This window comes from Saccharopolyspora shandongensis, from assembly GCF_900106995.1.
Lineage (GTDB): Bacteria > Actinomycetota > Actinomycetes > Mycobacteriales > Pseudonocardiaceae > Saccharopolyspora > Saccharopolyspora shandongensis.
Genome location: NZ_FNOK01000022.1, coordinates 128503 through 145131 on the forward strand (window position 1 = coordinate 128503; position 16629 = coordinate 145131).

Annotated in this window: 13 protein-coding genes, 1 tRNA gene and 1 pseudogene; 1 reads left to right on the forward strand and 14 read right to left on the reverse strand. The window is 70.4% G+C overall.

What is annotated here, in order from left to right; translation table 11 throughout:
- Positions 1 to 104: 104 nt before the first annotated feature.
- The 8 genes from BLW84_RS23450 to BLW84_RS23485 all read right to left on the reverse strand — a co-directional run bounded on the left by BLW84_RS23450 (position 105) and on the right by BLW84_RS23485 (position 10241).
- Positions 105 to 1787 carry a polyamine aminopropyltransferase gene (locus BLW84_RS23450; RefSeq protein WP_245761329.1) on the reverse strand — a complete coding sequence of 561 codons (1683 nt, stop codon included), beginning with the start codon at positions 1785 to 1787 and terminating at the stop codon, positions 105 to 107.
- A gap of 13 nt (positions 1788 to 1800) precedes the next feature.
- The gene (locus BLW84_RS23455) at positions 1801 to 2226 is read right to left on the reverse strand and encodes a DUF350 domain-containing protein (protein ID WP_093268786.1); all 426 of its coding nucleotides are present in this window, start codon (positions 2224 to 2226) and stop codon (positions 1801 to 1803) included.
- A 33-nt stretch (positions 2227 to 2259) separates the two neighbouring features.
- Positions 2260 to 3255, reverse strand: coding sequence for a hypothetical protein (locus BLW84_RS23460; RefSeq protein ID WP_093268788.1), 996 nt, complete (start codon positions 3253 to 3255; stop codon positions 2260 to 2262).
- Entirely contained in the window at positions 3252 to 3689 is a 438-nt protein-coding gene (locus BLW84_RS23465) for a DUF4247 domain-containing protein (RefSeq protein WP_093268791.1), read from the reverse strand. The genes BLW84_RS23460 and BLW84_RS23465 overlap by 4 nt, the downstream gene beginning before the upstream one ends.
- 3 nt (positions 3690 to 3692) lie before the next feature.
- Entirely contained in the window at positions 3693 to 4304 is a 612-nt protein-coding gene (locus tag BLW84_RS23470; RefSeq protein WP_093268792.1) for a DUF4178 domain-containing protein, read from the reverse strand.
- Between the two features lie 219 nt (positions 4305 to 4523).
- Positions 4524 to 7073, reverse strand: coding sequence for a trehalose-phosphatase (otsB, locus tag BLW84_RS23475; RefSeq protein ID WP_093268794.1), 2550 nt, complete (start codon positions 7071 to 7073; stop codon positions 4524 to 4526).
- Between the two features lie 135 nt (positions 7074 to 7208).
- Positions 7209 to 8648 carry an alpha,alpha-trehalose-phosphate synthase (UDP-forming) gene (locus tag BLW84_RS23480; RefSeq protein ID WP_093268795.1) on the reverse strand — a complete coding sequence of 480 codons (1440 nt, stop codon included), beginning with the start codon at positions 8646 to 8648 and terminating at the stop codon, positions 7209 to 7211.
- Between the two features lie 144 nt (positions 8649 to 8792).
- The gene (locus BLW84_RS23485; RefSeq protein ID WP_093268798.1) at positions 8793 to 10241 is read right to left on the reverse strand and encodes a threonine/serine exporter family protein; all 1449 of its coding nucleotides are present in this window, start codon (positions 10239 to 10241) and stop codon (positions 8793 to 8795) included.
- Between the two features lie 233 nt (positions 10242 to 10474).
- Between BLW84_RS23485 and BLW84_RS23490 the strand changes: the two genes are divergently transcribed.
- Positions 10475 to 10547: transfer RNA gene (locus BLW84_RS23490), tRNA-Thr, on the forward strand.
- Positions 10548 to 10602: 55 nt separating this feature from the next.
- On the opposite strand, the gene BLW84_RS23495 is transcribed toward BLW84_RS23490, so the two are convergent.
- From BLW84_RS23495 to BLW84_RS23520, 6 genes and pseudogenes are all read right to left on the reverse strand, one after another.
- A complete protein-coding gene (locus BLW84_RS23495; RefSeq protein ID WP_093268800.1) occupies positions 10603 to 11958 on the reverse strand; it encodes a tyrosine-type recombinase/integrase in 1356 nt (451 codons plus the stop codon).
- A gap of 639 nt (positions 11959 to 12597) precedes the next feature.
- Positions 12598 to 12909, reverse strand: coding sequence for a hypothetical protein (locus tag BLW84_RS23500; protein WP_093268802.1), 312 nt, complete (start codon positions 12907 to 12909; stop codon positions 12598 to 12600).
- A gap of 500 nt (positions 12910 to 13409) precedes the next feature.
- Positions 13410 to 13586, reverse strand: a complete 177-nt coding sequence (locus BLW84_RS23505; RefSeq protein ID WP_093268804.1) for an excisionase family DNA-binding protein — start codon at positions 13584 to 13586, stop codon at positions 13410 to 13412.
- A 429-nt stretch (positions 13587 to 14015) separates the two neighbouring features.
- Entirely contained in the window at positions 14016 to 15455 is a 1440-nt protein-coding gene (locus BLW84_RS23510) for a DUF3987 domain-containing protein (protein ID WP_245761330.1), read from the reverse strand.
- Between the two features lie 629 nt (positions 15456 to 16084).
- Positions 16085 to 16417 carry a hypothetical protein gene (locus BLW84_RS23515; RefSeq protein WP_093268807.1) on the reverse strand — a complete coding sequence of 111 codons (333 nt, stop codon included), beginning with the start codon at positions 16415 to 16417 and terminating at the stop codon, positions 16085 to 16087.
- Positions 16417 to 16629: pseudogene (locus BLW84_RS23520) on the reverse strand (helix-turn-helix domain-containing protein); the annotation flags it as partial. The gene BLW84_RS23515 and the pseudogene BLW84_RS23520, both read right to left, overlap by 1 nt.

A 16629-nucleotide genomic window follows, 5' to 3' on the forward strand; every position in this document is an offset into this window, starting at 1 on the left:
CGATTTTGGTTAGAACGGGGAATTTCCCGATTCGGCGGGCGCTGGTCAGGCACTGGGTTTCCCGGCTTCGCCTGGGATCGGGAACCTCTTTCGGCCTGGTGGGGTCAGTAGTTCGCCCACTCCCCCTGGGCGTACTGGAGGATCGTCGGGCGCATCAGGGTCGACGGCTCCAGGCCCGGGATCCTGGCGCGGTCCGGCGAGAACGTCGCCGCCGCTTGCAACGTCGCCGCGTCCAAGGACCGCAGTGGCGGGGCGTCGGCCGGGAGCCGCAGGGACGGAGCGCCGGGCGAGGCGAGCGAGGTTCCGCCGGACGACGCTACCGGGTGTCCTGCCGTCGTGTGGTCGCCCGCAATTTCAATTGAAACTGCGGAACCCGGGGTGGCACCGGCCAGGTGGAAGCCCCATTCGCCGAAGCTGGGCATCGCGATCTGGTACGGGACCGTGTTCAGGCCCGCCGACCGCATCGTCGATTCGATGCACCAGAACGCCTTCGGCGCGAAGAACGGCGAACCCGCCTGCACCACCACTCGCGCGTTGTCCGACATCGCTTGCCGGACCAGCCCGTAGAACTCCGTCGAGTACAGCTTCGCCGTCGCCGTGGAGTCCGCGTCGGGCATGTCCACGAGCACCACGTCGTAGCGTTCGCGGTTGTCCCGCAGCCAGCTGAAGGCGTCCGCCGCGATCGCCCGCACCCGCGGATCCGCGAAGGCGTCCTTGTTCAAAGTGGACACTCGGGGATCGGTGCGCGCCAGCTCCAGCACCGCCGGGTCCAGGTCCACCAGCGTGGCCTCGCGGACGTCCGGGTACCGCAGCACCTCGCGCAGCGCCAGGCCGTCGCCGCCGCCCAGCACGAGCACCCGCTCCCGCGGCCCGGCCATCGCCGGATGCACCAGCGCCTCGTGGTACCGGTACTCGTCCATCGAGCTGAACTGCAGGTCTCCGTTGAGGTACAGCCGGGTGTCGCTGTTCCCGTTCAACGAAACCGACTCGGTCAGCACGACGTCCTGGTACGGCGTGCGCTCCGAATGCACCACCGGGTCCGCGTACAGCGCCTGGCGCGCGGTGACCTCGAAGTCGTCGGCGAACGCGTAAGCACTGACGAGCACGCCGCCGACCAGCACGGTCGCCCCGGTCAGCAGCAACGTCGCGCGCTTGGAGAGCTCCCGGCGGAAGACGGTCAGCACCAGCCCGATGCCGGCGGCGGCGTTGACCATGCCGACCAGCAACGCGCCCTGCACCTGCCCGAACAGCGGCAGCAGCAGGAACGGGAACGCCAGCCCGCCGACGAGGCCGCCGACGTAGTCGGCCGCGAACAGGTCGGCGACCGCGGAACCCGCGTCCTGCCGCCGGATCCGCTGCAGCAGCACCATCAGCAGCGGGATCTCCGCGCCGATCAGCACGCCGAGCACGAGCGCGGTGGCGATCAGCGCGGGCATGTACAGGCTCAGCCACGCGAACGCGGCGTACAGCCCGAGCACGCTGATCCCGCCGAGCAGCGCGAGCAGCAGTTCGATGCCCGCGAACGCCGGAGCCGCCCAGCGCTGCAGGGGTTTCGCCGCGAGCGCGCCGACGCCCATCGCGAACACCATCAGCGACAGCACGATCGACGCCTGGCCGACGGTGTCGCCGATCAGGTAGCTGCCGAGCGCGACCAGCGCCAGCTCGTAGACCAGACCGCAGGCGGCGCAGATGAAGACGGCCACCAGCACCGCGGTCCGGGCGATCCGGCCGCGCGGCTTGACCGGATCGGCGGGCTCGACTGGATCGGCGGTGGGTTCGGCGGTCACCGACACGCGATGTTCACCAGATCGCGGCGGCGATGAGCACCGCGATCACCACGTGCGACGTCGCCGACACCCAGGTCGCCGGGTGCATGTTCGGGGAGGAGAGCTCGTCGCCGAGCCTGCCGGGCGTGACCGCGTCGATCAGCAGGAACGACAGGCTCATCAGGATGAGCCCGAGGAGGCCGAAGGCGAGGGTGCCGATCAGCCCGGCGATCAGGTCGTCGGCGCTGCCGACGATCGCGGTGGTCAGGATGATCCCGACCCCGATCAGGCCGGAGACCAGCAGCAACGCCGCGTTCGGGTTGCGCTGGACCCAGATCAGGTCGCGGAGCTTGCCCGGCGTGGCCAGGTCGACGAGCACGTAGCCGAGCGCCATCATCGCCACGCCGATCACCCCGTAGGCGACCGCGGCGAGCAGGCCGGCGAGCATTTCCTGGAGCAAGGTGGGGCCCTTCTGGTGTCGTGTTCGGTGCGGTCAGCGGCGGGGGCCTGCCGGCGGCGGGCCCTGCGGTGGCGGAGGCCAGGACTGCCGCGGACCCGCGGGCGGCGGAGGCCACCCCTGCTGCCCCGGCGCCGCAGGTCCTCGCGGCGGGTGCGGCCCGGGCGGCTGTCCCTGCGATCCGCCCGGTCGCGGGCCCTGCGGCGCGGGCGGCGACCCCTGCGGCGGGCCAGCCGGAGGTCCCTGCAGTTGCGGGCCTGTCGGCGGATTCCCCTGCGGTCCCGGCGGCGGCGCGGGCGGAGTGTCCGATGTGGACTTCTGCTTCGCGCGGGCCCGGAAGCCCAGCAGCAGGGCGAGAACCACGACGACGCCCAGCCCGCCGAGCCACGCCCAGGGCACCCAGTCCGAGCCGGAGCCGTCGCCCTTCGGCAGCGACGGGACCGAGGCGGTGCCCGACGCGTCCTCGGTCGCCTGCGGCGCCGTCAGCACGCCGTTCTCCACCAGCAGCAAGGGCAATCCGAGCGCGGCCTGCCCGGTCGCGGTCACCGGCTCCTCGGCCAGCGCGTCGGCGGTGACGCCGAGGTTCACGAAGTCGTCCGCCTCCAGCTGCGCGTCGAGGTCGCCGGACGCCGCGACCTTGACGTCGGCCGCGTCGACGTCGTCGTCGGTGTCGGCGGCCGCGACGAACACCCGGGTTTCGGCCCAGCGCGGGCAGCTGTCGGCCGGGACGCCGGGGCCGCGGCTGGAGCCCTGGTCGAACTGCTTCGTCGAGCCGTCGACCAGCTTCCAGCCGAAGCACACCCCGTGCGCCCGCTCCGCCTCCGCGAGCCGCTGCGCGAGCTGTTGCGCATCGGCGGGCGTGAACCGCTCGATCGGCGGCCCCGCGTAGCTCGAACCGTCCAGGTAGTAGGTGCTTTCCTCCGAGGTGAAGGTGTTCTGCGCGGACTCGCCGCCGATCGTCCCGGCGACCGCCAGGCCGACGGCGAGGACGGCGCCCGCGGTCACGACGAGCCCGACCTTCTTGCCGCTCACTTGCCCGCCCCCGGCCCCCGGCCGCGGAAGCTCTCGCCGTGCGGGCTGCTCCAGCCCCAGACGCCGCCGACGTGGCTGTGGTAGCGGCGGTAGGCGCGGTCGGCATCCATCAGGTGGATCACCGATCCGGGCGCCTGCGGCTGGATGATCACCGCGTCATCGGAGTACCGCAGGTAGATGCCCGACGAGTCGGCGTACTGGGACTGCGGGCGCCACTTCGAGGTGATCTCGGCGGCGACGACGCTGGGCGGCTTCGGGCTGGTGTACGCCCGGTTGTCGGAGTCGCCGGGCAGGTCGAGGTGCGCAGCGCGGGTGTAGTTCTTCGCCACGTAGCCGTGCGGCCCGGTGCCGGTGGAGAAGATCGCCACCAGCCCGATGACCAGGGCCAACACCGCGGCTGCACCGGCGATCACGAACCAGAAGCGGGGTTTCACCGGTCAGTCCGCCGTCGGGTAGATGAGCACGTCGTAGCGGCTGAGCGCTTCGCCGCTGCTGGCTTCCCAGTCGGCGCCGCCGTAGGACTCGAAGCCCAGCATCGATCCGTCCGAGGCCTCGTAGTCGTGGTAGCGCACGGTGCCCTGCTCGGCCAGGCCGGTGGTGGCCTCGCTGCGGAACTCGGCGCTGCCGGATTCCTCGGAGTGGTAGGTGCGGCCGCCGAAGTCGATCGTCTTCGGGCCGGGCTCGCCGGCGTCGGCGACGGGCGTCCACAGCGAGAGGATCAGGTCCGGGTCCTCTTCCACGGCCAGCCACACCTGCCCGCCCTTGGCGTCGTCGAGCAGGTGCTCCGCCCAGGTCCAGCCGCCTTCGGAGAGCCGGACGGTGCCGCGGACGGTGTAGGAGCTGCCGCGCACCTCGACGATGTCGCCGGCCTTCAGCGCGCGCGGGTCGCCGCGCAGCGAGTCCTGGTCACCGGTGTGGAACGGATCGGTGGGCGGGGTTTCTGGTTTCGCGGCAGCGCGCTTGGCCCGCATCCCCATGATCACGGCGAACACCACGACGACGATCAGCACGATGATCACGACGATCAGCGTTGCGGTCAGTCCGTTCACCCGTCCGCCTTCCCCTCGTGCGAGCGTCCGGCACAGAGCGTATTAGCCCGCCCCCGACGGGATGACATCAATCGCCCAAATCGTGATGCGGATCAGAACCGGGTGAATACACCGGTGATCGCCAGGCCAGGCCGCGGTTTCGCCTGCTCAGGCCCCGTGAGTACTTTGTGTCGCTATAGCGACACAAAGTACTCACGGCCATTCACCTGGCAAAACGTCCTATGCGGACAGCAGCTGGGCGCAGCGGATCAGGCCCAGGTGGGAGTACGCCTGCGGGTGGTTGCCCAGGGAGCGCTCCGCGATCGGGTCGTACTCCTCGGACAGCAGCCCCGTCGGACCGGCCGTGTCCACGATCTGCTGGAACAGCTCCTCGGCCTCCGTGCGGCGGCCGATCAGCAGGTACGCCTCGATCAGCCAGGCCGCGCACAGGTGGAAGCCGCCCTCGTCGCCCGGCAGACCGTCGTCGCGGCGGTAGCGGTACACGGTGGAGCCGCTGCGCAGCTCCGCCTCGATCGCCGTGACGGTGGCCTGGAACCGCTCGTCGGACGGGTCGATCAGCCCGGACAGCCCGACGTGCAGCGACGCCGCGTCCAGGTCCGAGCCCTCGTAGGCGGTGGTGAACGCCTGCACGTCCGGGTGCCAGCCGTTCTTGACCACGTCCTGGCCGATCTGGTCGCGCAGCGGCGCCCACGACGGGTCGGCCTCGCGGCCGTACGCGGTGGCCAGCTTCACCGCGCGGTCCAGCGTCACCCAGCACATGACCTTGGAGTACACGTGGTGGCGCGGCACGTCGCGCTCTTCCCAGATGCCGTGGTCGGGCTCGAACCAGCGGTGCGAGACGGCCTCGGCCATCGCCTTCACCAGGTCCCAGTCCACGTCCCGGATCCGGCCGGTGGCCTGCGCGAGGTGTGCGATCAGCTCCACCACGGGCCCGAACACGTCCAGCTGCACCTGCTGGTCGGCGAGGTTGCCGACGCGGACCGGCCGCGATCCGGCGTAGCCGGGCAGGCTGTCGATCACGGCCTCCGGGCCGAGCCCGGTGCCCTGCAGCGTGTACAGCGGGTGCAGCCGCTCGGGGCCGGGCAGCGTCTCCAGCACCCGGTGCAGCCAGTTCAGGAACGCCTCGGCCTCGGCCGTGGAGCCGAGCGTGACCAGCGCTTGCGCGGTCATCGCGCCGTCGCGCAGCCAGCAGTACCGGTAGTCCCAGTTGCGGACGCCGCCGATCTCCTCCGGCAGCGAGGTGGTGGCCGCCGCCATGATCCCGCCGGTGTCGGTGTTGCACAGCCCGCGCAGCGTCAGCGCGGAGCGGGCGACCAGGTCGCGCTCCACGTCGGGCAGCGACAGCGTCTTCATCCACTCCGACCAGTACCGGTCGGCCTCGTCGCGGCGCTCGACCTCGGCGGCCGCCGACGACAGGTCGTCGGTGCCGCAGCGCAGCTCCAGCACGATCGGGTTGTTCTCACTCGGGTCGACGACCGCGTGCGCGGATTCGTGCATGCCGTCGGAGCTGATCTCCCACTGCACGCCCGGCGAGTACAGCACCATCGGCTCGGCGGTGCCCTGCACCCGCAGCCCGCCGGCCTCGGCGGTCAGCCGCACCGCCACCTGCCCGAACTCGGGGCGCGGCGCGAACTCCACCGCCGCCGGCACGCTGCCGCTGATCACCCGGACCACGTCGGTGCGGTGGCTGTCGGTGCCGTGCGCGAGGTAGTCCGTGACCAGCAGCCGCGACCAGCGGGTCTCCACGATCATGGTGTTCGGCACGTACCGCTGGCCCAGCGGCAGCGGGCTGCGCTGGGCGCCGTTGCCGCCCTGCGGGCGGATCGTGAAGTGGCCCGCGCCGGGGCCGCCGAGCAGGTCGGCGAACACCGCGGCCGAGTCGGGGCCGGGGTGGCACATCCAGGTCAGCCGCGCGTCGGGGGTGACCAGGGCGACGGTGCGCTCGTTGGACAGCATCGTCAGCCGCTCGATCGGCGGGGCCTGCTCGCCGTAGAGCCAGGTGCGCCGTTCCTCCATCAGGAACGCCAGCACGGTCGCGACCTCGGTGGTGCTGCCGATCCGGTAGGTCGCCAGCGTGTCCCCCTCGCCGACCTTGATGCCCAGGTCGGGGCCGTGCAGCCGGGCGAAGGCCTTCTCGTCGGTGACGTCGTCGCCGAGGAAGATGGCCGCGGTGGCGCCGACCTGGTGGCGCAGCGCGTCGAGCGCGTTGCCCTTGTCGGTCTGCACCACGGCCAGCTCGATGACCGCCTTGCCCTCGGTGACCTGCACACCTTCCCAGGCCGCCGGGCCGGTGCGGACGGTGTCCAGCACCTCCTCGGCCACCTCGGCTTCGGCGCGCCGGACGTGCACCGCGACGCTGGCGGGTTTGTTCTCCAGCGTGACGCCGGGTTTGCCGCGCACGATGTCCTGCAGTGCGATCTGCAGCTCGGTGCGCAGCTGGGTGGCCTCGGGTTCGAGTTCGTGCACGAACCCGACGTCGAACTCCGAGCCGTGGCTGCCGACGAGGTAGACCTCGGCGGGCAGCCGGGACAGGGTGGCCAGGTCGCGCAGCGCGCGACCGGAGATCACCGCCGTGGTGGTCGCCGGCAGCGCGGCCAGCGACCGCAGGGCGTGCACCGATTCGGGCAGCGGTTTGGCCTGGGTGGGGTCCGCCACGATGGGGGCGAGGGTGCCGTCGTAGTCGCAGGCGACCAGAAGTCGAGGCGTCCGCGCGAGCTGCACGATCACCCGGCGCAGCTCGGCAGGAAGGGCTTCGGCGGTCAACGCCATACTCCTCAGGGGGGCGCGGTCAAGTCGTTTGTGGATCGATCCCGTTCGCGCCACGGCGGTGGCCGTCGACGGCGAGCGGTTCGAACAAGTATCGCTGAGGCCGGGCCGTCTGTGTTGTGGACCGGTTACCCGCGGCTACTCCACGAGCGGTGCGCCCAACGCTTCGAGGAACGACCGCGCCCAGCGGTCGACATCGTGCGTGAGCACCTGCCTACGCAGTGCGCGCATCCTACGGCGTCCTTCGGCCTCGTCGATGTCGAGGGCCGCGAGCAACGCGTCCTTGACCCCGTCCAGGTTATGCGGGTTCACCAGGAACGCGCTCGTGAGTTCTGCCGCGGCACCGGCGAACTCGCTCAGCACCAGCGCGCCGCCGAGGTCGTGGCGGCAGGCCACGTACTCCTTGCACACCAGGTTCATGCCGTCCCGCACCGGCGTCACGACCATGACGTCGGCGGCGCAGTAGAAGGTCACCAGGTCCTTGCGGTCCACCGAGGTGTGCAGATAGTGCACGGCGGGGTGACCGACGCGGCCGAACTCGCCGTTGATCCGCCCGACCTCGCGCTCGATGTCCTCGCGCATCTGCTTGTAGTGCTCGACGCGTTCCCGGCTGGGCGTGGCGATCTGGATCATCGTCACGTCCTCGGCCTTGATGTGGCCCTCGGCGAGCAGCTCGTGCATCGCGTGCAGCCGCACGTCGATGCCCTTGGTGTAGTCGAGGCGGTCGACGCCGAGCATGATCTTCTTCGGGTTGCCGAGCTCGGCGCGCAGCATCTTCACGCGCTGCTGGATCTCCTTGGTGCGCGACAGCTTGTCGAGCCCGGCGGCGGCGATGGAGATCGGGAACGCACCGACGCGCACGGTGCGGTCGCCGACCTGCACGACGCCGGGCCGGGAGCGGACGCCGACCTGGCCGCGGCTGGGTTCGAAGCCGGCCAGCCGGCGGGCCAGCCACAGGAAGTTCTGCGCACCGCCGGGCCGGTGGAAGCCGACCAGGTCGGCGCCGAGCAGCCCGCGCACGATCTCGGTGCGCCACGGCAGCTGCATGAACAGCTCGACCGGCGGGAACGGGATGTGCAGGAAGAACCCGATGCGCAGGTCGGGCCGGAGTTCCCGGAGCATCGCCGGGACCAGCTGCAGCTGGTAGTCCTGCACCCACACCGTCGCGCCTTCGGCGCTGACCGCGGCGGCGGCCTCCGCGAACCGCTTGTTGACCCGCCGGTAGGCGTTCCACCAGGAGCGGTTGTACACCGGCGGAACCACCACGTCGTGGTACAGCGGCCACAGCGTGGCGTTCGAGAATCCCTCGTAGTACTCGGCGAACTCGTCCGCCGACAGCGGCACCGGGTGCAGCTGCAGGCCGTCGTCGCTGAACGATTCGACCTCGATGTCGGCGACGCCGGGCCAGCCGACCCACGCGCCGCGCCGGGCGCGCAGGAACGGCTCCAGCGCGGTGACCAGGCCGCCGGGGCTGTGCCGCCAGCGTTCCGTGCCGTCGTCGAGGCGTTCCAGATCCACCGGCAGCCGGTTCGCGACCACGACGAAGTCCGCTCGATCGGGCGTGCTGCCCTTGCTCACCGGTATTCCTCCCGCCGTATCGGCCACCTGTCGCGAGGCTAGCCAATCCAACCTGCTGCTGCGTGCTGCGTGTGGTGCAAATCGGGCCGGCCGGCCCGTGGGTCTTCCGGCCCGTCGGAGCGCCGCCGGAAGACCCGCAGCCGATCAGTCGATCCGGCGCTTGGTGGGGCGCAGCGGGCCGGACATCCGCGGCCCGGCGAACCGGCGTTCCAACCTACCGAGCCGGGTGCGGACCGGCTGCGCGAGATATTCGCCGAGCACCACGCCGGCGCCGAGCGCGAGCCCGGTGGCGACGGCGAGCATCAGCGTGGCGACGCCGGCCGGGCTGCCCAGCACGGACAGCTCGTACAGCCCGCGGTAGGTCGCGAAGCCCGGCAGCAGCGGCGCGACGCCGGAAACGGCGATCACCAGCGCGGGAATCCGAAGCCGTCGCGCGATGATCCCGCCGATGAAGCCGACCACGGTGGTCGCCACGGCCCCGGCCAGCACGGTGTGCACGTCGACCAGCGTCAGCAGCAGCGAGTGCACCGTCGCGGCCACGCCGCCGCCGATCCCGGCCGCGAGCAGCAGCCGCTGCGGCGCGTAGCTGGCGAGCGCGAAGCAGGCGGACGTGGACGCACCGGCGAGCATCTGCACCGGCAGGTGCAGGGGCAGGGCGGGCGCGGGCACCTCGGCACGGCCGAGGGCCTGGGCGTCCAGGCTGCCGACGGACTCGCCGCCGATGCGCACGCCGATGTACAGCGAGAGCACGACGCCGGCGATCAGCCCGGCGGACATCAGGGCCAGCTCGGCGATCCGGCCCGCGGCCGTGACGTTGTAGCCGGTGATGGCGTCCTGCATGGAGCCGACCACGGTCATCCCGGACAGCAACACGATGATGCTGGCCGCGATCGCCAGCGCGGCGTTGTCGAGCAGGCCGGTGGCGTAGCAGCCCAGCGCGATGGCGGTCGCGATCGCACCGCCGACGGCCTGCTGGAAGAAGAACGGCAACGCGCGCTTGTTCAGCAACCGCCCGACGCGGTCCACCAGCGCGGTCGATCCGGCGGCCACCAGCGGCAGCAGCGGGGTGGAGCCGCCGCCGAGCAGCACGGCCAGCGAGGCGGCCATGCCCGCCCAGGACAGCGTGGCGACCCAGCGCGGGAACGGGTGCGGAGCAGTGGTGATCCGGTCCAGCTCGGCGTAGGCCTCGGCGGCGGTCAGCTCGTTGCCGGTGATCCGCCGCAGCAGATCTTCGACGTCGGCCAGGCGTGTGTAGTCCAGGGAGCGGTTTCGGACCACCCGCAGCGAGGTGATCGGCGGCAGGTCGGTGCCCCGGTAGGTGGACACCGTGATCGACGTGTAGATGACGTCGACCTCGGTGTGCGGCAGACCATAGGCGCTGACCACGGCGATGATCGTCGCGGTCACGTCCGAGGCGCCTGCCCCGCTGGCCATCTGCACCTCGCCGATGCGCAGCCCGAGGTCGAGCACGAGGTGGACGGTGGACTCGTCGGGCAGAGCCGGCCCGTAGACGACGTTGCGAGCCCCGGGCGGCATGGTCAGTTCCGGGTCGCGCCGCCGCAGCACACCGCGGGCGCGGTGCGTGATTCCCACTGCTGGTCTTCCTTCCTGCCGGGCCGCCTTGCGGGCGGGCCGCCGTGCCTGATCTTCCCCTCGGGCATCGCCTGTCATGAGCCGACCGTTGCACCCTCGATCTGTGGCGTCCATCACTGATTTCCGGCCAGTCGTCGACTGCACCGGAAGTAGCCGCCCGGCAGCAGTCACGCGGCCGCTTTCCACCCCGGGCGGAACGACGCTTACGATGTCCCCGCACGACGGAAGTGCATGCCGCTGTAGCTCAGTTGGTAGAGCGCCCGCCTTGTAAGCGGACGGTCAGGGGTTCGAGTCCCCTCAGCGGCTCCGACGGTACCAGCGGAAACGCCCCCAACCACCCGGTGACCAGGGGCGATCCGTCTCACTTCCCGTCTCGGTTGGGGTTCCAGAAGTACCCATTCAGCTGATCGGCGATCTCGCGGCGCAACCCCTCGGTGACGTGCATGTACCGCTCTTTCATCCGGATCGACGACCATCCCATGTGGTCCTGTACTGCCCGGTCCGGCACGCGGAGCAGCATGAGCACCGTCGCTGCGGTATGGCGAGCGTCGTGAAGCCGAGCATCTCGAACACCGGCCTCCGCGAGGATCTCCTTCCACTCTCCCCAATCGCGCCGCGGATCGATCGGCCTGCCGTTGGGTTGCGTGAAGATCCAGCCACCCTCCTGCCACTCGGTACCGGCGTGAACCCGTTCTCGCTGCTGGGCCTCCTCATGCCGCATGAGCAGTTCGAAGATCTCGTCAGGAAGAACGAACCGCCGGCGGCCAGCCTTCGACTTCACGTCGACCTCGCGCAGTCCGCCGCCGTGCCGCTTCGGGCAGCTGCTGGCATGCCTGGTGCAATTCGGCGGGCACGGTCGGGCACGCCCTTTCTCGTCGCGAATGCAGTTCTTCCGGTTGCGGTGCCGAGTGCAGTTCTCCGGGCAAGCCTCTCGGTGGAACCGCGCACCGCAGGAGTGCGGATCATCGCAACCGTGTTGCCAGGCTTGCCGCTGAAGCGCCCTCCGAACGCGGTAAAGCCTGTTTTCCCGATCGAGCCGCTCCCACTTGAAGCCCAGCGCTTCACCCTGACGGCAGCCCAGTGCGAGAGCGATCACGAATCGCACGCCGTTTCGACGATCGAGCGCGGCCGTAATGATCTGCTGGGCTTCCTTCGGCGCGAAGGGCTCGACTTCCTCTTCTTCGACCTTCGGAGCTTTCACAAACCGCACCGGGCTTTCGGTGACGTGCCGACGCCGAAAAGCCTCGTTGAAGGCAGCCCGAGCAGTGCGATGCACCTGGTGGGCGGTTCCCGCCTTCGCACCGGATTCCTGCATCTTCGCGTAGAGCTTTTCGAAGTGCTCCGGTTCAATTCGGTCGATCCGGTGCGCGCCAATGCCGGGGATCAAGTGCTTGTACACCGCCGTGCGGTAGCCCTGGAGAGTCTTGTAGCGAACGGACGGCGCGGCGATGTTCTCAACCCAATGCGTGAGCCACTTCTCGACGGTCCAGGCATGGCCGGGCTTTCGAACCTTCCCGCTCTTGCGGTCGTTTTCAAGCTCGCGGACCTTGTCGATGACTTCGGTTTCGGTCTTGCCCTGGACGTGGCGGCGGTCGGGTTTGCCGTCGTCGCGGACGCCCATGGTGACGCGGCCGTGCCAGTAGCCGTCCTTGCCGAGGTAGATGCTGCTGGCTCCGTTGGGTGCCCGGGTGCCTTCCGGGCGGCGTTTGCGTGGCATCGGTTGTCCTCCTGGTTGCGGGCGCGCGGGGTCGCCACGCCCTTGGCGTGCTGGGTTAGATCGGGAGTTAGATCCGCGTTGGCGGGTTAGATTTCTAACTCCAGGGTTAAACCAGTCCGCGTGGGGTCTGACCTGCGGGAAGTTAGAAAGTTAGGTGAGTTAGCCGCCCGTTGGGAGCGTTCGAGATTGGCTCCCAACCCGGGGGTCTGCGGGGACCTCGGTGGCCTAACTCGGTCCCTTGTCGCCTAGCGCGGAGTCTGGGTCGAGGAGCGCCCGGGTTGGCGTCGGGTGGGTGCCGGCGGCCGTCGTGCTGCTAGACGCTAGGCCGCTGGTCGACGGCGGTCCGGGTCGCTAGCGGCCCTGCTAGGTCTAGCAGTCCTGGCCGCTAGGTCTAGCGGTCCCTCGCTCGCGCGAGTGTCCAGTTTTCTAGACACCTGGCCGTCGGCGGTGTGCCGAAGGCGTTGGCGGCATCGGTCGCGGATGAGGTCCGGCGGCCTGTCGCCGAGGGCTGGTTTCCGGCCTTGATGACGGGCTCTCGATGGGTACTCATTTGCCTCATTCGGCTCATTCCGGCAGGTCGCCGGGGATGAGGCGGCGAATGAGCGATCTCATTCGGCGGACGTGACCTCATTGCCTGGCTCATCCGGCAGCACCGGCCACCAACGGCCTAGTCCGCCATGTTCGCCGGGGAGCTCGTCGGCGTAGCCGCGGTGCGGGCACAGCTGCACCGGCTCGGTCCAGCGCGAGCATCGCGGCCCGCAGTCCGGCGAGCACGGCGAACCCGGCCAGCGCGAGAGTGCGCACCATGCCGGACGCCACGGCCAGCGTGCCGATCAGCAGCGCGGGCAGCACGGCCCGCCACATCACCACGGCCACCGCAGCGATGACGAGCACCGCGATGACTCCGAGCACGGCCAGGACGCGGCCGGTGATCTCCAACAGCGGGTTCATGGTCGGTCTCCCTTCGAGGGGTGTTGGAGGGTGAAAAGCGCCGGGACATTGCCTGGGGTCCTGCGCCAGGCCATGTCCCGGCCGCTTCGGGGTGGGTGGATGGCCGGCGCCCGGCCAGCACGCGTCAAACGAGGGGCGGTGCGGCTGTTCCTGCGGCGGCCCACCCCGGCCACCCGCCCACCCCTGGCCGGGTTCGGCCTGGTCGCGGATGGTGGATCCGGCGGGTGGGCGACCGGGTGGGAATCCACCCGGCGGCCTGCGGCCCACCCCCTTGTCCACCACGTGATCCAGCAAGTGAGTGGATGGCGTCCAGTGGCCGCAGGTGCCGCGTGGAGCGGGGTTCGCGAGGCCGATCCACTGGATTCACTGGACTCACTTCCACATCGTTTCCGCAGGTCAAGCCCAGTGAATGCCGGAAGTGGATGGCCAAGTGACTATCCACTTGCCCCGGCCGGACTCACTGGCCCATCCACTTGGGTCTGCGGCCCGCCGAACGGGCCTCAGGCGGCGCGCTGTTCGGCGGCCAGGCGCTCGACGTAGGCGGTGACGGCTTCGGCCGGGATGCGGCGGGCGTGGCCGATGCGCACCGAGGCGACGGCGCCGGACTTCAGCAGCCGGAACATCGTCGTCCGGCTCACCGACAACCGACGCGCAGCGGCCTCGACGGTGAGCAGCACGCGCGGCGCCTCCTCCGACTGCCGGGGCACAGGGAGGGAATGACCGTGGGGAGCCGGAAACCGCGTTTTCCGGGGGTTTCCCGGGGCGTATTCCCTCGCCTCCCTCGTTCCCTCTCGGAGGGTTTCCGCAGGTCGTACCGAGGGAATCGGCGAGGGAACGCGGGAGGGAGAATTCCCTCCCTCCCCGGCGACTCCCTGCCCTGTTCCCTGTCCGATTCCCTGCCGGATCGACGGGTTGGCGTGCTGGCTGCGGTTCATGGGTGCTCCTGATGTCGGGCGAACTTAGCGAACTTTCGAACTTTGGGGTTGACCTGCGGTTTTAGTGGTGACCTAAGTTCGCTGCGTGGCGAACTTAGGGGCTAAGTTCGCGGGCCAGCGAACTTAGGAACTCATTGTTTTCCCTGGTCAGGGGCTAAGTTCGAAAGTTCGCTAACTTCGCGAGGTAGAGACGTAGATCCGAGTGGCGCGACCGCTCTTGCCATCGGCCCGCGCCCGCTCGCCTTCGGTGATCTCTCCCTTCTCGGTGAGCTGCTGGATGTAGCGATCGATGTCGGCGGCCTTGGTCTTGCCCTGGAAGAACTCGGCGTTGACCTCCTTGCGGGTGCGCCCCTCCGGCCCGGCGTCGGCGATCCAGGCGGCCAGGCGTGGCCCGGTGGTGTCGTTGCCGCTGAACACCGCACGGGCGGAGGCGACGGCGTAGCGGACGAACGCGGCGGCGGCGGCCAGGTGCTCGACGGTGATCAGCTCCACGCCGTCGAGCGCGGCGTGGAGCCCGGCCACGCGCAGGCAGTTGGGTGCGGCGCGGGAGAGGAACTGTTCGATCGGGCCGTCGTCGGCGCTGTAGCCGCCGAACTCGACGTAGAGCCGCTGCCACAGCGCGGCGGCGTCGCGGGTAAGGCCGAGTTGCCCGAGGCGGGAACCGGCGGCCAGGCGGGCGCGGAGGTCTACGGCCAGGTGGTCGAGCAGGGTCGGGTCCGCTCCGGTGCTGCTGGGCAGGAACTGGGTCTGCGCGACCAGCACCGGCAGGAACCGGTTGTAGGTGCCCCCGGCCATGTCCGACGCCGAGAGCTTGGCCTGGAACTCCTTCGGCGTGATGTGGGCCAGGATCCCAACGTGGGTGTCCCGCACGATCCGCGCGTTCACGCCGAGCGTGGAGAGGTTCCCGCCCTCCCACGCCGCGCGCAGCGTCGCCGAGAGCGTGTTGCCCTCCCGCTTCATCCGAGCCATGACGGTGGCCCACTCGGTCTCGAACGCCAGCAGCCGCCGATCACCAGGCGGCAGCAGCGACGCCCGCTTCTTCCCCTTGCCCTGGTCCTCGCCGTCGTCGGGGCCGGTCGCGCCCGCCTCGTCCTCGTTGAACGCCTGCGTCAGCCCCTCACCGGAGGTCAAACCGGAGTGGATGTTGCGGTCCACGAAGTCCGGGTCGGTGGCCAGCAGCAGCCGTTTCGCGGCCGACCAGCCCGCACCCTTCCTGCCGACTCCCGTCCGGCCGATGACCATCGGCCACACCAGCAACGGGTGCCGGTCGTCCCCGGCCCGCATGTGCGGCCCGTCGCCGAGATAGACCCCGGTCGCGGCCATCAGCGACGCGAGGATGTTCGCGGGGTCGGCCTCGCTGGTCGGCTCCAGGCGGCGCACCAGCGAACCGAGGTAGGTGCCGAACATCGCCTCGTCACGGTCGGGCAGCTCCGAGCGAGCGCGGGCGATCTCCTCCAGCGCGCGCCGCTCGGTCTCCGGGTCCAACGCCAGCGACGGGACCGCCGGCACCGGCCCCGCGGCCTCCATCGGCGGCTGGGTGGCGTCGGGGACCAGGTGCAGCCGTCGCCGCTGTTCGCCCGGTTCGGCGGGCGGTGTTTCAGGCTTACTCATGGGCTTTCGGCTCCGATGCGACTCGGTGGTGTTCGTGCTGTTCGCTGGCGGTCGAAAGGGCCTCGACTCGACCCGACTCCCGGGGGGTCGACCGCCCTATCCCGATGCAGGTCGGCGGGGTCGACCGCCCCTCGACCCGATCCGGGCCGACTTCGGTCGAGTCGGGGTCGACTCATGCAGGTCGCCGTCTCGGTCGCCCGGTCGGCTCGGTCGGCTCGGTCGGCCGGTCGGCCGGTCGGCTCGGTCGGCCCGGTCGGGAGAGGGGTTCTCGGCGGGTTCTCGGTGCTTCTCGGGTCCGGCTTCTCGGGGTTCTTCCCATGCAGGTGAGAAGCGGTGAAGAACCCGGGAGAACCGACCCCGTTCCGGCCGCCGGGAACCTGGTTCCCGGTCTGCTCCCAACCCCGGAGTTGGGAGCCGGTTTCTGCTGTTCCCGGCGGTTCCGGACCCGGGCCTGTTGATCGGGTGGGAACCCGGCCGGTGGCGGCGTTCAAACCCCGTGTGGCGGCACGGGGTGGCGGAATGGCACCACCGGCCGGGTGTCTGGGGTGGCGTTCCAACAGGCCGCAACGGGCCGTTGCCGGAACCCTCCTGTGGGTCGTGTTCGTCCTGGTTGATCGGGCCAACAGGGTCTAGTTCGGCCAGAGCACGTCCGGCTCGACTTCGACCGGGTGCACCAGGCGCTGCCGGGCGGGCTCCGGCAGCTGCATCAGCACCGAGATCGCCTCTGCCCGAGCTTCGGCCAGGGCGTAGCGCTGGCGGTCGAACGTCGGCCCGCCGCGCTCGATCAGCGTCGCCATCCCGCGTTCCAAGCGCTCCATCGCGGCGTCTGGGACGGTCAGGTGCAGGTGCCCGACGAAGCGCGCCAGGTCGGCGATCTCCGCGCCCAGGAGCTCGGCGTGGGTCAGGGGGCAGGCGTAGAGCGCGGTCACCATGCCGTGCCGGGTCACTGCCTCCCGCGACATCACGCCACCCCTTCCAGCTCGATCCGCTCCGCGCCCGACAGACCGCCGATCAGCGGGTCTTTCGGGTTGGAGATCGCGTGCGGGGTCGGAGTGGCGTTGGCGATGTCGGCGCGGGTGACCACCGGGTGATTCCGGGACCACTCCCCGGCGATGCCCAGCTCCTCGGCCGACGCGTCGTAGACGTCGCTGAACAGCTGCTGGTAGGTCACCGA